The sequence below is a fragment of the Streptomyces hainanensis genome (assembly GCF_004348415.1).
In the GTDB taxonomy this organism is placed as follows: Bacteria; Actinomycetota; Actinomycetes; order Streptomycetales; family Streptomycetaceae; genus Streptomyces; species Streptomyces hainanensis.
In genome coordinates, this window is the sequence record NZ_SMKI01000183.1 from 1 (window position 1) to 13,882 (window position 13,882).

At 73.1% G+C, this 13,882-nt stretch carries 12 protein-coding genes and 2 pseudogenes; 8 read left to right on the top strand and 6 right to left on the bottom strand.

From position 1 onward, the window contains the following. The 4 genes and pseudogenes from E1283_RS37365 to E1283_RS18115 all read left to right on the top strand — a co-directional run. Positions 1–561 (top strand): annotated as a pseudogene (locus E1283_RS37365) (oxidoreductase); the annotation flags it as partial. 142 nt (positions 562–703) lie between these two features. Then, positions 704–1,579 (top strand): glycosyltransferase family 2 protein, encoded by an 876-nt coding sequence (locus E1283_RS18105; protein ID WP_132819112.1) that lies wholly within the window; start codon positions 704–706, stop codon positions 1,577–1,579. Between the two features lie 161 nt (positions 1,580–1,740). Further along, positions 1,741–1,824 carry an alcohol dehydrogenase catalytic domain-containing protein gene (locus E1283_RS39895; RefSeq protein ID WP_425086194.1) on the top strand — a complete coding sequence of 28 codons (84 nt, stop codon included), beginning with the start codon at positions 1,741–1,743 and terminating at the stop codon, positions 1,822–1,824. Positions 1,825–1,862: 38 nt separating this feature from the next. After that, a pseudogene (locus E1283_RS18115) lies at positions 1,863–2,033 on the top strand (NAD(P)-dependent alcohol dehydrogenase); the annotation flags it as partial. A gap of 36 nt (positions 2,034–2,069) precedes the next feature. Here E1283_RS18115 and E1283_RS18120 read toward each other — a convergent pair. Further along, on the bottom strand, positions 2,070–2,672 hold the full coding sequence (locus tag E1283_RS18120; protein ID WP_132819121.1) for a YdcF family protein: 603 nt from the start codon (positions 2,670–2,672) through the stop codon (positions 2,070–2,072). Positions 2,673–3,932: 1,260 nt separating this feature from the next. Here E1283_RS18120 and E1283_RS18130 point away from each other — a divergent pair. Further along, positions 3,933–4,217, top strand: coding sequence for a DUF7848 domain-containing protein (locus E1283_RS18130; protein WP_132819113.1), 285 nt, complete (start codon positions 3,933–3,935; stop codon positions 4,215–4,217). A 123-nt stretch (positions 4,218–4,340) separates the two neighbouring features. Further along, positions 4,341–4,625: a hypothetical protein gene (locus tag E1283_RS18135; RefSeq protein ID WP_132819114.1), complete on the top strand. Its 285-nt coding sequence runs from the start codon at positions 4,341–4,343 to the stop codon at positions 4,623–4,625. Here E1283_RS18135 and E1283_RS18140 read toward each other — a convergent pair. Beyond that, on the bottom strand, positions 4,612–5,622 hold the full coding sequence (locus tag E1283_RS18140) for an alcohol dehydrogenase catalytic domain-containing protein (RefSeq protein ID WP_132819115.1): 1,011 nt from the start codon (positions 5,620–5,622) through the stop codon (positions 4,612–4,614). The two genes, E1283_RS18135 and E1283_RS18140, sit on opposite strands and share 14 nt — an antisense overlap. 229 nt (positions 5,623–5,851) lie before the next feature. On the opposite strand from E1283_RS18140, the gene E1283_RS18145 reads away from it, so the two are divergent. Then, positions 5,852–6,487 carry a peptidoglycan DD-metalloendopeptidase family protein gene (locus tag E1283_RS18145; RefSeq protein WP_243744925.1) on the top strand — a complete coding sequence of 212 codons (636 nt, stop codon included), beginning with the start codon at positions 5,852–5,854 and terminating at the stop codon, positions 6,485–6,487. A 20-nt stretch (positions 6,488–6,507) separates the two neighbouring features. On the opposite strand, the gene E1283_RS18150 is transcribed toward E1283_RS18145, so the two are convergent. After that, positions 6,508–6,858 (bottom strand): hypothetical protein, encoded by a 351-nt coding sequence (locus tag E1283_RS18150; protein WP_132819117.1) that lies wholly within the window; start codon positions 6,856–6,858, stop codon positions 6,508–6,510. Positions 6,859–7,021: 163 nt separating this feature from the next. On the opposite strand from E1283_RS18150, the gene E1283_RS18155 reads away from it, so the two are divergent. Continuing rightward, positions 7,022–9,628 (top strand): glycoside hydrolase family 9 protein, encoded by a 2,607-nt coding sequence (locus E1283_RS18155; protein WP_243744926.1) that lies wholly within the window; start codon positions 7,022–7,024, stop codon positions 9,626–9,628. A gap of 18 nt (positions 9,629–9,646) precedes the next feature. On the opposite strand, the gene E1283_RS18160 is transcribed toward E1283_RS18155, so the two are convergent. From E1283_RS18160 to E1283_RS18170, 3 genes are read right to left on the bottom strand one after another with little or no spacing between them, the layout of a single operon-like run. Then, positions 9,647–10,294, bottom strand: coding sequence for a response regulator (locus E1283_RS18160; RefSeq protein ID WP_132819123.1), 648 nt, complete (start codon positions 10,292–10,294; stop codon positions 9,647–9,649). A gap of 50 nt (positions 10,295–10,344) precedes the next feature. After that, positions 10,345–11,556: a sensor histidine kinase gene (locus E1283_RS18165; protein WP_341829936.1), complete on the bottom strand. Its 1,212-nt coding sequence runs from the start codon at positions 11,554–11,556 to the stop codon at positions 10,345–10,347. A 7-nt stretch (positions 11,557–11,563) separates the two neighbouring features. After that, positions 11,564–13,678: an MMPL family transporter gene (locus E1283_RS18170; RefSeq protein WP_132819119.1), complete on the bottom strand. Its 2,115-nt coding sequence runs from the start codon at positions 13,676–13,678 to the stop codon at positions 11,564–11,566. Between the last annotated feature and the right edge of the window lie 204 nt (positions 13,679–13,882).

The window sequence follows — 13,882 nt, forward strand, 5'->3', positions numbered from 1 at the left end:
GCCGCACCCGCCGCGCCCGTCCGGCTCGACGGCCTCGTCTACGGCTCGCTCCAGCCGCAGCTGCCGGCCGCCCACCGCCTGGCCCTGCCGCGCCACGATCCCGACGGGTACCGGCCCAAGACCTACCAGCAGTTGGCCGCCACCTACCAGTCACTGGGCCACGACCACGAGGCACGCGCCGTCCGCCTCGCCCAGCAGCGACATCGCCGCGTCACGCTGGGCCCCGCCGGCCGGGCCTGGGGCCACCTGCTGGACGCGACCGTCGGCTACGGGTACCGGCCGTGGCTGGCCGGCCTCTGGATGGCCGCCCTCGTGCTCCTCGGCACAGCCGCCTTCGCCGCCGGCGAGCCGACCGCCGCCAAGCCCGACGAGGCGGCCCCGTTCAACCCTCTCGTCTACACCCTCGACCTGCTCGTACCCATCGCCGGCCTGGGCCTGCGCAACACCTGGCACTGGACGGCCCCCGCGCTCCAGGGCCTCTCCTACGCCCTGGTCGCCGCCGGCTGGCTGCTGACCACCGCCCTGGTGGCCGGCGTCACCCGGGTGCTCAACCGGGGCTGACCGCGGCCCGCCGGCGCGGCTTCCCGGGTCGCCTGGGACCCGCCGTTAGCCTCCGAATCACCACGTTCATCGGGTTGCGTGATTCCCACGAGAGGGTGAACGGCTAGCATCTCGGAAGTTGCCGCCGAGCTGTGGAGTGCCTGTGTCCCCACCACGCCTGGGTGTAGCGATCCTGACCATGGGCGACCGCCCCACCGAGGTCGCCGCGCTGCTGGAGTCCGTGCACCGTCAGCGGACGCCCGCCACCCGCGTCGTCGTGGTCGGGAACGGCACCGAGCTTCCCGTCTATCCCGCGCCCGTGTCCACCCTCGAACTCCCGGAGAACCGCGGCGTCACCGGCGGCCGCAACGCGGCGCTCGCCGCGCTCGCCGCCTTCGGCGACGTGGATGTCGTCGTCGGCCTCGACGACGACGGGCTGCTCGTCGACGACGACGTCTTCACCCGCGTCCAGGAGATGTACGCGGCCGATCCGAAGCTCGGCATCATCAGCTTCCGGATCGCCGACGAGACCGGCTACACCGCGCGCCGCCACGTGCCCCGGCTGCGGGCCAGCGACCCGATGCGGGCCGGGGAGGTCACCACCTTCCTCGGCGGCGGGCACGCCCTCTCGGCGCACATGCTGGCGGAGACCGGCGGCTGGCCCGAGGAGTTCTTCTTCGCCCACGAGGAGACCGACCTCGCCTGGCGCGCGCTGGACGCCGGCTGGAAGGTGGTCTACGAGCCCGAGCTGCTGCTCCAGCACCCCCGCACCTCCCCGACGCGGCACGCCGTCTACTACCGGATGACGGCCCGCAACCGCGTCTGGCTGGCCCGCCGCCGCCTGCCGCTGCCGCTGATCCCGGCGTACCTCGCCACCTGGATCCTCCTCACCCTCGCCCGCGACCGCTCCGTGCCCGGCCTCCGCGCCTGGTTCGCCGGCTTCGCCGAGGGGCTCCGCCACCCGTGCGGCACCCGCCGCCCCATCCGCTGGCGCACGGTCTGGCGCATGACGCGTCTCGGCCGCCCGCCGGTGATCTGACCCCGGCCCCCCTCGGCCGGGGGCCGGTCACTCGACGGCGACGGCGCGCCTGACGCAGTCGCGGAGCAGGACGCGTCGCCCCGGCGCACCCGCCCGGCGGCCTCCGCGCCCTGCGCGCCCCTCACGCCCTGCGCGCCGACGAAGGCGAGGCCGGGCGCCCTCTGGTGCCCGGGCACGAGTTCACGGGTGTGGTGACCGAGACGGGACCCGAGGTCACCCGCTTCTCCGTCGGCGACCCGGCCTAGACCCGGCCGCCGCCCCGCTGCTCTGCGCCGGCGTCACCGGCAGCGCGGGCCGCCCCGCGACCGCCGCCATGCTGGACTTCTGCGCCGCCGAGGGCATCACCGCCGACATCGAACTGCTCCCCTCCGCCGAGGTGAACGACGCCCTCGCCCGCCTCGGCCGCAACGACGTCCACTACCGCTTCGTGCTGGACATGTCCGACCTGGACTGAGCGGGCGAGTCGCCGACGCCGCGCCGCGCCGGAGATCTAGCGAAGCGGCCTGACCAGCCGACTGTCGAATCCCGCCGAGCGCAGACGCTCGTACGCCGCGACCACGCGGTCCGGCACGGCTTGCGGGATGGCGTAGCCGCGCGCCGGGTACTCGATCACTCGTTGCAGGTCACCGACGATCATGTCCACTACCAGTTTCTCGTCGCCGATGGACTTCACGTAGTCGTCCAGCGCCAACGGCTCCGACGCGCACACGACCTCGACCTCCGGCCACACGCGACGGCAGGTCGCGAAGGCCCGGCGCTCCATGTACGGCTTACACATCAGCAGTACCGAGTCGACCTGGATCCCCGCCTCCCGCAACACACGACGCGAGAACTCGATGTTCTGCCCCGTGTTGGCCGCCCGAGGTTCCACGAGCACCGCCTCCTCCGGAACTCCCAGACCCAGCGCGTGCTCGCGATAGTGGACAGCCTCGCCCCGGGGAAAGTGCGCACGGGTGGTGGGGCTGTTGCCGCCACTGAAGACGAGCGTCGGAAAGTGCCCGGCCCAGTACAGTTCGACGGCGCGGCTGGCGACGCCGAGATCATGACTGCCGAGCCCGATGCCGACCGAACAGGGCCGTGGTTCGTGCCCCATCAGGTGGTACTCCCAGATGAGGCGAGCGTCCCGCCACTGGGCGTCGGTGACCGTTGGCTGATCTTGCTCGGGCACAGAGTCTCCCCAGGTCGTCGTCGAAGCCCTCAGCCTGACCGTCCCGCATTCTCGAGCGACGACCGGATGGCCTCGATAGAGCGCAGCTGATGTCCAAGACCGTACTGTCCCGCCAGCCGTTCCGCCGAGTCGAGAGCGGAGAGTCCAGCCTCTCGGGTCGCTCGATCAGACAGGAGAATATGTCCGTGCGCCGTACCGAATCGGACGCGCTGCAACGGGGTGTGAGTGAACCCGCCAGAGCGGGCAACATCCATGTGGTGGAGCGCCCGACGCAAATCCTCGGAGCCGCGATGGGCGAGGGCGATCGCGTCTGCTCAGTCGCTGGTCCGATGCGAGTCGCCTGTACTGCCGCACCGCACTCTCCAAGCGTCCGGTCATCTCGTCAGGCAGTGCAAGCAGCAGTTCAACCTGCTCGGTCCGGCGAGATTTCCCCAGATCGGTGAACAGCTCGCGAGACACGGCATACACCCGTTGCGCGGATAGGGGCCCTCGGAGCAAGCCCTGGTCGCGACGGAGGTCGCCGAGGACCACGAGAGATCGCGCATAGAGATAACGCCCTCTGCCGTCGAGGATCAACGGCGTGCAGGCTTGCGACCATCGGTTGAGCAGGTTGACAGCGGAGCCGAAATTCTGACATCCGACGGCCACCATGGCCCGTTCGATGTCCTCCGTCCACGACTCGTACTCGTCCGCAGCCGCAACCGGCCCGCGTCTTCCCTGGTCCGCCAGTAGGTCAGCGAAGCGTTGTCGCACCGCAGGCGTGCTCCGATCCAAGGCCGTATCGAGAATCGCCTGGGTGTCCGGGCGCGGGAACATTTCGAGGCCGCCGCGGAAACGCCAAGCTCCAGAAGGCATGGACCCGAAACCCGGGCTCCGGAAGGGAGCTGACGACATGAGCAGGCCAGCCCATGGTTCCGCGCCATGGTCGAATCAACTGTCAGAAGTCGGACCGCACCCGGGAGAAGGAACCCCATCGGAGCGGCTTGAAATCGGAGCCACGGCACGTGATACCGCTCGGGATCGCGTTGGCCGCGTCATGGCCCACGAGTGCGGGCGGGTGTGGTTGCGGCCGTTGGGTGGTGGGTGCGAGTGGGCCGCCCGGCCGGGGGATGTGGAGCCGGTCAGCCTGAGCGAGTCGCTGAGTCCGCTGGTGGCGGAGGCGAACCGGCGTTCCGCGGAGCCGCGTTGAGCCGCCGGCGGGTGATCCGCTCCGCGATGGTGGCACCCCCGGACGGAGTCCGGGGGCGGACGGTGACGGCCGACGTGAGCGAGGACATGCCGCGTGGCGTCTTCCAGGTGATGTGCCTGTCCTGCGGGTTGGCCTCGATGCGGGTGGAGGACGAGCAACTGCCGGTTGAGGTCTGGGCGTTGCAGCACACCGGGCTGCATCCCGCCCACCGGCGCTACCGGTTGGTGACGGAGTCGTTCTGGCTCGTCACACCTGCGCCCGGCGACCCACACCACGGCTGAGAGAGATGTCCGTTCCGGGCGGATGGATCTGGCCGTCCCCGTCGAGCCCACCGATGGTGGGCAGTCGGGGGGCGACGGCTGTGGACGCCAGTAGCCCGCACGACGGCCGGCGCCGCTGCCGCGATGTTCCACGACGCCGACGCGGCCGTCCAGTGGTTCGCGGAGCAGGCGACGCGCGCCGCGTCGGGGTTCGCCAGTGCGGAGGAGCGAGAGCCGGAACAGTTGGTGGCGAAGATCGCGCGTGTCGAGGGCGTCCTCCGCCGGGGAGGCGACGCGCACGCCGCTTGGTATTTCCAAGCAATCGGCTACTACACCCTCGACCTCGTCGCCTGCTCCCCGAACCGGAACAACCCCCTGCTCCCCTGCCCCGCCGAGCCCGGGTCCCCCACCGCGGTCAGTCGAAGGTGATGACCGACCGCCTGCCGGCCCGGCCCTCGGCCATCGCGTCGAGCGCCGCGTTGGCGTCCCGCAGGCCGACCGGGGTGAACTCCGGCAGGATCCCGTGCGCGGCCGAGAACGCCAGCGCGTCGCGCGTGTCGTGCGGGGAGCCCGACGGGTTGGCCATCACGTGCAGCCGGTTGAGGACCATCGGCCCGACCGGCAGGCTCAGCGGCTCGGCGTCGTACCCGCACAGCACCAGCGTGCCGTCCGGCGCGAGACCGGTGAGGGTCGCCGCGGCGGCCGCCGTGGAGGGGGAGGTGTTGAGGACGAGGTCCGCGCCACCGTCCCAGCCCCGCAGGGCCTCGGCCGGGTCGGAGTCCCGGGTGGCGACGAACAGTTCGGCGCCCATCTCCCGCGCCGCCGCCTCGGCCCGGTTCGACCGGCCGATGACGGCCACCCGGGCCCCCATCGCGACGGCGTAGCGGACCGCCAGCGCGCCGACGCCGCCGGCGCCGATCACCGCGACCCGCGAGGTGGCGGTGATCCCGCCCTGCCGCAGGCCGTTGAACGCGGTCAGGCCCGCGCACATCAGCGGGGCCGCGGCGACCGGGTCGAGCCCGTCCGGCAGCGGGGTCGTGAAGTCGGCCTTGAGGACGGCGTACTCGGTGTAGCCGCCGTCCATCACGATGCCCGTGATGCGCTTCCGGGGGCAGAGGATCTGCTCGCCGCGCACGCAGTAGTCGCAGGTGCGGCAGGAGTCGCCGAGGAACTGGGCGCCCACGGCCGTGCCGACCTCGGGAAACGACACGCCGGGCCCCGTCGCGGCCACCTCGCCCGTGATCTCGTGGCCGGGGACGACCGGGAAGCGCGCGATCGGCCAGTGGCCCTGGATCAGGTCCAGGTCCGTGTAGCAGACGCCGCAGGCGGTGATCCTGACCAGCACCTCGCCGGGCCCCGGTTCGGGCACCTCGCGTTCGGTGAGGGTGAGCGGAGCGTGCGCGGCGGTGGCAACGGCCGAAAGCATGGGCGGACCTCGATTCCTCTGCCTCTCGTGTGCCTCTCGGGGCGATCGTAGGACGCGGGACCCGGAAGGCGACGGCATCGGGCCGGCGGGGCGGGCACCGTCATCCGGCCGACCTCTTGTCCGCTATGACCCCGTGCCGGACAATTAGCGAGCAGAATTCCATTTCAAAGGAGCACGGCCCACGCCCAATTGACATGGGGGGATCATGCCGGCGATCAACTTCGCACACGTGAAGTTCGGGAAGAACGACTCCTGCGTCACCGCTTTCCAGCGGGCGCTCATCAGCCGAGGTCACCGGATTCCGGCCGGCGCCACCGGCTTCTACGGGGAGCAGACCAAGGCCGCCTGCACCGCGTTCCAACGCGCCCAGGGCTGGCGCGGCGGCGACGCCGACGGGCTGCCGGGGCCGCAGACGTTCGCCCGGCTCGCCTTCACGGACAGCCGCGCCGGCTCGGGAGGCTCCGGCGGATCGGGCGGCGGGCGCGTCTCGTCACCCGTGCCAGGGCGTTCCGTGACCTACGCCTACGGGGTCAGGAACAGCCGGTACGCGGCCGGCTTCCACACCGGCAACGACTACGCGGCGCCGAACGGCACACCGGTGGTGGCGGTCCGCTCCGGCACCGTCGTCTGGTCGAACGACAACGGCGGCGCCTACGGCAAGTGGCTCGGCCTGCGCGCGGACAACGGCCGGGACTACGTCTACTGCCACCTGTCCTCGCGCGAGGTGCGGGCCGGCACCCGGGTCGACGCCGGGCAGCGGCTCGGCCGGGTCGGCTCGACCGGCAACGTCACCGGCCCCCACCTGCACTTCGAGGACCGCCCGCGCGGCGGGGGTTACGGGGCGGTGCGCAAGCCGTCCTGGTGAGCGACGCGTCGGCGCGCCGGCTACCAGAGCGTCGCGAGGAAGATGTTGGCCGTGGTCAGCGCGGCGACCCCGCCGAGGACGGGGGCGGGGACCCGCTCCTCGTCCCGGTTGACGTAGACCAGGCCGAGGACCACCACCAGGACCGCCAGCTTGACGGCGATCTTGACGTTGTTCACCTCCTGGTCGTCGGCCTGGTTCAGGCCCACCAGCGCCAGCCCGGTGACCAGCATGGTGAGGGCGCCGTGCAACATGCCCGCCCCGAGCCGGGCGCGCACCGCGCCCACGGGCGCGAACTGCAGCAGGCTGCTGCCGAGCAGCGCGAAGATGCCGATGATGTGAAGAACGAGGAAGACCGCTATCAGGGCGTCCATGGCACGAGAGTTTATTGATGCGCGGATATGGACGTTCTCGGGGGGTCACCAGGGGTTGACGGGGTCACGCCACGCCCACAGGCTGAACGGGAAACAGATCTGGGAGCGCTCCCACGCACCCGGAAGAGGGCGCACGCCACCCCCGACCCCGAAGGACCGAGCCGTGACGTTACTTCCTTCCTCCCATCCGCCGCGCGGCCGGCGGCTGTTGAGCCTGGCCCTGACCGCCGGGCTCGCCGCCGCCGGCCTCGCCACGGCCGGCGCCGCGCCGGCCGCCGCCGAGGGCCCCGAGCTGATCGAGAACGGCGACTTCGCCAGCGGCGTCATCACGCCCTGGTGGTCGACCGCCAACGCCCCCGCCACGGTCGTGGACGGGCGGCTGTGCGCGGAGGTGGCGGGCGGCACCGTCAACCCGTGGGACGTCATCGTCGGCCAGGACGGGCTGCCGCTGACCGCCGGCGAGAGCTACCAGCTCACCTTCACCGCCACCGCGAGCACCCCGATCACGGTCCGCACCAACGTGCAGATGAACACCGAGCCGTGGACCACCGAGCTGGCGTCGCCCGACCCGGTCGACGGGACGGCCGAGCCCATCACCCACGTCTTCACCGCCGGCGCCGACCACGCGGCGGCCCAGCTCGTCTTCCAGATGGGCGGCAGCGCCGAGCCGTTCACCTTCTGCCTGGACGACGTGTCCCTCACCGGCGGCGCGGAACCGCCGGTCTACGAGCCGGACACCGGCTCGCCGGTGCGCGTCAACCAGGTCGGCTACCTCACCGAGGGGCCCAAGCGCGGCACCTTCGTCACCGAGGCCACGGTCCCGCTGCCGTGGACCCTCGACGCCGCCGACGGCACGCCGGCCGCCACCGGCACCACCACGCCGCGCGGCGTCGACCCGACGTCCGGGCAGAACACGCACACCTTCGCCTTCGACGACTTCGCCACCCCCGGCGAGGGCTACACGGTGACGATCGGCGAGGAGACCAGCGAGCCGTTCGCGATCGGCGACGACCTCTACGGCGACCTGCGGACCGACGCGCTCGCGTACTTCTACCACAACCGCAGCGGCACCCCGATCGAGGCGGAGTACGTCGGCGAGGAGTACGCGCGGCCCGCCGGACACGTCGGCGTGGCCCCCAACCAGGGCGACGACGGCGTGCCGTGCCAGCCCGGCGTCTGCGACTACACGCTGGACGCGGCCGGCGGCTGGTACGACGCGGGCGACCACGGCAAGTACGTGGTGAACGGCGGCATCTCCGTCGCCCAGCTGCTCTCCGCCCACGAGCGCGACGCGGCCGGGGCGCTCGGCGACGGCAGCCTCGCCATCCCGGAGGGCGACAACGGCGTGCCCGACATCCTCGACGAGGCCCGCTGGGAGCTGGAGTTCCTGCTGGCCATGCAGGTGCCGGCCGGCGAGGAGCTGGCGGGCATGGCGCACCACAAGCTGCACGACCGCGAGTGGACCGGCCTGCCGCTGCGGCCCGACCAGGACCCGCAGCCGCGGGAGCTGCACCCGCCGTCGACGGCCGCCACCCTCAACCTGGCGGCGGCCGCGGCCCAGGGCGCGCGCCTCTACGAGCCGTACGACGCGGCCTTCGCGGCCGAGCTGCTGGACGCCGCCACCACGGCCTACGCGGCGGCCCTGGCCCACCCGGACGTCTACGCGGACCCGAACGACGGCGTCGGCGGCGGCGCGTACAGCGACAACGACGTGCGGGACGAGTTCTACTGGGCGGCCGCCGAGCTGTACGTGACGACCGGCGAGAACACGTACCGGCAGGCGGTGCTCGACTCGCCGCTGCACGGCGACGCGGCGGCCGTCTTCACGGACGACGGCTTCTCCTGGGCCTGGACGGCGGCGCTCGGCGCGCTCAGCCTGGCGACGGTCGACAACGACCTGCCGGCGGGCGAGCTGGCCGCGGTGCGGGCCATGGTCACCGACGCCGCCGACCGCTACGCGGCCGACGCGGCGGAGGCGGTGTACGGACTGCCGTACGCGCCGTCCCAGGGCAACTACGTGTGGGGCTCCAACAGCCAGGTGCTCAACAACATGGTCGTGCTGGCCACGGCGGCCGAGCTGACGGACGACCCGACCTACCGGGACGCGGTGCTCACCGGCCTCGACTACCTGCTGGGCCGCAACCCGCTCAACCTCTCCTACGTGACGGGCTACGGCGAGCGCGACGTGCGCAACCAGCACCACCGGTTCTGGGCCAACCAGCTCAACGCCAACCTCCCCAACCCGCCTGCCGGTTCGGTGGCGGGCGGTCCCAACAACGCGCTCCAGGACCCGATCGCGGAGGACCTGCTCCAGGGCTGCGCGCCGGCGATGTGCTACGTCGACCACATCGAGTCGTACTCGACGAACGAGGTCACGGTGAACTGGAACGCGCCGCTGGCCTGGATCGCGTCCTACGTCGACGACCTCGGCGCGGGCGGCGCCCCGGCGCCGGCGACGTGCGCGGTGCGCTACGAGTCCCACCGGTGGACGGGTGGCGCCACGACCCAGGTGACGGTCCGCAACAGCGGCACCAGCGCCGTCTCCCCCTGGGAGCTGTCCTGGTCGTTCGCTGGCGACGAGCGGGTCACGTCCCACTGGAACGCGACGCTGACCCAGTCGGGGTCGACCGTGGTGGCGCGGCCGGCCAACTGGAACCAGACGATTCCGGCCGGCGGTTCGGTGTCGTTCGGCTTCAACTCCAGCGGCACCGGGGGTACCTCACCGACCGCGTTCACCCTCAACACCCAGCGGTGTGACGCCGCCGGCTGAGCCCGCTTGCGGGGCCGGCTAGGAGCCGCCCGGCGTGACCAGGCCCGACTCGTAGGCGAGGATGACGAGTTGGGCCCGGTCGCGGGCGGCGAGCTTGCCCATGATCCGGCTGACGTGGGTCTTGGCGGTGAGCGGGGAGAGCCGCAGGACGTCGGCGATCTCCACGTTGCTCAGGCCGCGGGCGACCAGCGTCAACACCTGGAGTTCGCGGTCCGTGAGCCGGTCGAGGGCGGGGAGCGGGGAGCGCTCGGCCAGGGCGTCGGGGGTGCGCAGCGCCCGGGCGATGAGGCGGGCGGTGGGTCCTGGCGAGAGCAGCGAGTCGCCGGCGGCGACGGTGCGGACGGCGTCGAGCAGGTCGGCGGGGCGGGTGTCCTTGACGAGGAATCCCGAGGCGCCGGCGCGCAGGGCCTCGATCACGTGCTCGTCCGTGTCGTAGGTGGTCAGCACGAGCACGCGGACGCCGGCCAGGTCCTCGTCCGCGGCGATGCGGCGGGTGGCCTCTATGCCTCCCCCATGCCTGGCGGCATGGGAGGTGCCCCCATGGTCGGGCATCCGGATGTCCATCACCACCAGGTCGGCGCGGGTGGCGCGGGCCAGCTCCACGGCCTGCCGGCCGGTGCCCGCCTGGCCGACGACGGAGAGGCCGGGGGTGGAGTCGATCAGCATCGCGAACGCGGCCCTGACCAGGGTCTGGTCGTCGGCGAGCAGCACGCGGATCACGGGCTCTTCCGGCACTCGGTCTCCTCCAGGGGTAGGTGGGCGGTGACGGCGAATCCCGGCGCGTCCCGGCGGGGCGCCGCGACCAGGGTGCCGCCGATGGAGCGGGCCCGCTCCCGCATGCCGGTGAGGCCGAACCCCGGCTCGCCGCCACCCGGCGCCACGGTGCCGTCGTCGGCGACGTCGAGGCGCAGGGCCCCCTCCTCGCGGCGCACGGTGACCCGCACCGCCACCTCGGGCCCGGCGCGCCGGACGGCGTTGGTCAGCGCCTCCTGCACAATGCGGTAGGCGGCCGCGCCGACCACCGGCGGCACGGGTCCTCCGCCGGCGTCGACGGTCAGCTCCACGGTGGCGCCCGCCGCCCGCGCCGCTCCCGCCAGGTCCGGCAGCCCGTTGAGGCCGGGCGGCGGGCCACTGCTCTCCGGGTCGTCGCCGCGCAACACCTGGAGGGTGGCGCGCAGTTCGCCGCGGGCTTCACGGCAGGTCTCGGAGATGCCGTCCAACTCCCCGGCCAGTGCGGCCCGGTCGAGACGCCCGGGGTCGGTGGCGATGAGGTGGGCGGCGACGGAGGAGCGGACGCCGATCAGCGTGATGCTGTGCGCCAGCAGGTCGTGCAGGTCGCGGGCGATCCGCAGCCGTTCCTCCGCGACGCGGCGGGCGGCCTCCTCCTCCCGGGTGCGCTCGGCCCGTTCGACGCGGTCGCGCATCGCGGCGACGTACTCGCGGTTGAGCCGGAACGCCTCGCCGAGGACGAGCACGGCGAGGATCCAGCCGGAGGTGCGCAGCGTCTCGATGCCCGTCTCGTTGCCCGAGAGCACCCATACGGCGAGGACGAGGACGAGGACCGCGCCGGACACCAGCACCGTGCGCAGGTGTGGACCGGCCAGCGCGACCGTGAACAGGGCGAGCGCGGTGATCGGGAACGACGCCAGGTGGGTGTAGTTGAGGGCGTGGTAGAGCGCGGCGACGCCGAGGTGGGCGACGAGCACGCCAAGCGGCCAGCGGCGGCGCCTGACGAGCGGCACCGCCATGCCGACCATCAACAGCAGCCCGGCCAGGTCGAGTTCCCGGCCCTCCGGCATCAGCACCACTGCCGTGGCCAGGCTGAGCAGGAGCGCGACGAGCGCCAGCGCCGCGTCCAGCCGGAGGACCCGGGCGGCACCCGGGTCCTCGGTGGTCCGCAGCAGGGGCGGGATGGGCGGCACGGTCACCGGCCCATCATCGGGCACGTTCGTTCGAAAGCCGGCGGCGGGACAGCGCCCCCGGCCACCAGACGCGGCGGCCGAGCAGCCAGGCCGCGGCGGTGACGACGTAGGTGCGGACCAGGAAGGTGTCGAGCAGGACGCCGACCGCGACGACGAGCCCGATCTCGACCAGGTTCACCACCGGCAGCGTCGCCAGCACGACGAACGTCGCGGCCAGCACCACGCCCGCGGAGGCGATCACCCCGCCCGTGGCGCGCAGCGCGGCCAGCGCGGCGTGGCGGGCGTCGAGGCCGTTCCGGGTCTCCTCACGCATGCGGTGCATCAGGAAGATGCCGTAGTCGACGCCCAACGCCACGCAGAAGACGAAGGTGAGCAGCACCACCGAGGGGTCCAGGCCCGCCAGGCCGAGGAGCGGTTCGAAGACCAGCCCGCCGATGCCCAGGGCCGCGCCCCAGGAGGCGACGACGGCGGCGAGCAGGATCGCCGGCGCGACGAGCGAGCGCAGCAGGGCGGCGAGGATGAGGAAGACCAGGACGAGGACGAGGGGGATGACGAGCGTCCGGTCGCGGGCGTTGGTGTCGGCCAGGTCGAGTTGCTGCGCGGACGGGCCGCCGACCAGCGCGTCGGCGCCCTCGACCCGGTCGAGCCGGTCGCGCAGCGCCCCGATGGTCGCCGACTCCCCGTCGGACTCGGCACGGTCGACGGCGTAGACGTCGAACTCGGTCCAGCCGTTGGCGGCACGGCCGGCCTCGGCCTCGGCGACGCCGGGGGTGGCGGCGGCCTCCCGCAGCACCTCGGCGGCGTGGTCGGTGCGGGCCAGCACGGTGAGGGGCTGGGTGGCGCGGTCGGGGTAGGCGTCGGCGAGGCGGTCCATGGCGGCGACGGACTCGGGGGCGTCGACGAACGAGTCCTCGTTCTTCAGCGTCCCCGGCAGGTTGAGCGTGCCGAGGGCGAGCGCGCCCATCAGCACCACGCCGCCGGTCAGGATGGCGACCGGCCGACGGCTGACGGAGGTGCCGAGGCGGGCGAAGACGGAACGGCGCCCGTGGCCCTCACTGCCGAAGGCGGGGATCAGCGGCCAGAACACCCGGCGGCCGCACACCACGAGCAGCGCGGGCAGCAGGGTGAGCATGACGGCCAGCGCGCACAGGACACCGACGGCGCCGACGGGGCCGAGGCCGCTGCTGCTGTTGAGGTCGGCGGCGAGCAGGCAGACCAGCCCGGCGGCGACGGTCCCCGCCGAGGCGACCAGGGCGGGCGCGCAGCCGCGCAGGGCGCGCGCCATCGCCGCCGACGGCAGTTGGTGGCGGCGGAGTTCCTCGCGGTAGCGGGCCACCAGCAGCAGCGCGTAGTCGGTGCCGGCGCCGAAGAGCAGGACGGTCATGACGGACCGGCTCATGGTGGTGACGGTGAGGTCGAAGGCCTGGACGAGGGCGTAGACGAGGGCGAGGGAGGCCACGGCGGCCACCCCCACGGACAGCAGCGGCAGCAGCCAGAGGACGGGGCTGCGGTAGGTGACGATCAGCAGCACGGCGACGATGGCGACGGTGAAGAGCATCAGGGTGGTGTCGATGGACTCGAACACCTGCTCGGCGTCGTGCTGGAGGGCGCCCGAGCCGCCGACCTCGGCGGTCAGCCCCTCCGGCAGGTCGGCGCCGGCCCGCTCCCGGACGTCCGTGACGGCGGCGGACTTCTCCTCGTCACCCGCGAGCCCGCCGATGACGAACGGGACCATGACGGTGGTGCCGTCCTCCGACGGTATGACCGGGGGCGCGCCCTCGGTGGTGAGCGCGTGGGCCTCGGCGATCCCGGCGGCCCGTTCCCCGACCACGGCACGGTCGGCTTCGGTGAGGCCGCCGTCGCGGTGGTAGACGAGGATCAGCTCGGTGCCCTCGCCGCCGGGCAGCTCGTCCTGGAGCCGCACCACCTGGGTGGAGTCGGCGCTCTCGGGCAGGTAGTCGACGTTCTCGTCACGCTGCACGTCGGCGAGCCGACCGACGAACGGCACGGCGACGGCCACCGCCACGATCCACAGGGCGATGACGGCCCAGGGCAGGACGCGACGCCGTCCGGCTGGTCCGGGTGGCGCCTGCGGCCCGGGCGGCAGGCTGGTGGTGACGGCCGACATCGACGGCTCCTCGTCCTCGGGGGTTCTGGGCGGCGGCCGGGCGGCTGGCCGCCGCGGGCTCGACCGTCTCCAGACTCCCGGCCCCACCAGGCCGTTTCGTCCCCCCGCCGGGCGAGACGGGCGGTACTCCGGCGGATGACCGGGCCGGGGCGGTACTCCCCCGGCAGTACGGCCCGGGTGGGGGCGGCCGGGGTTTTCCCCCAC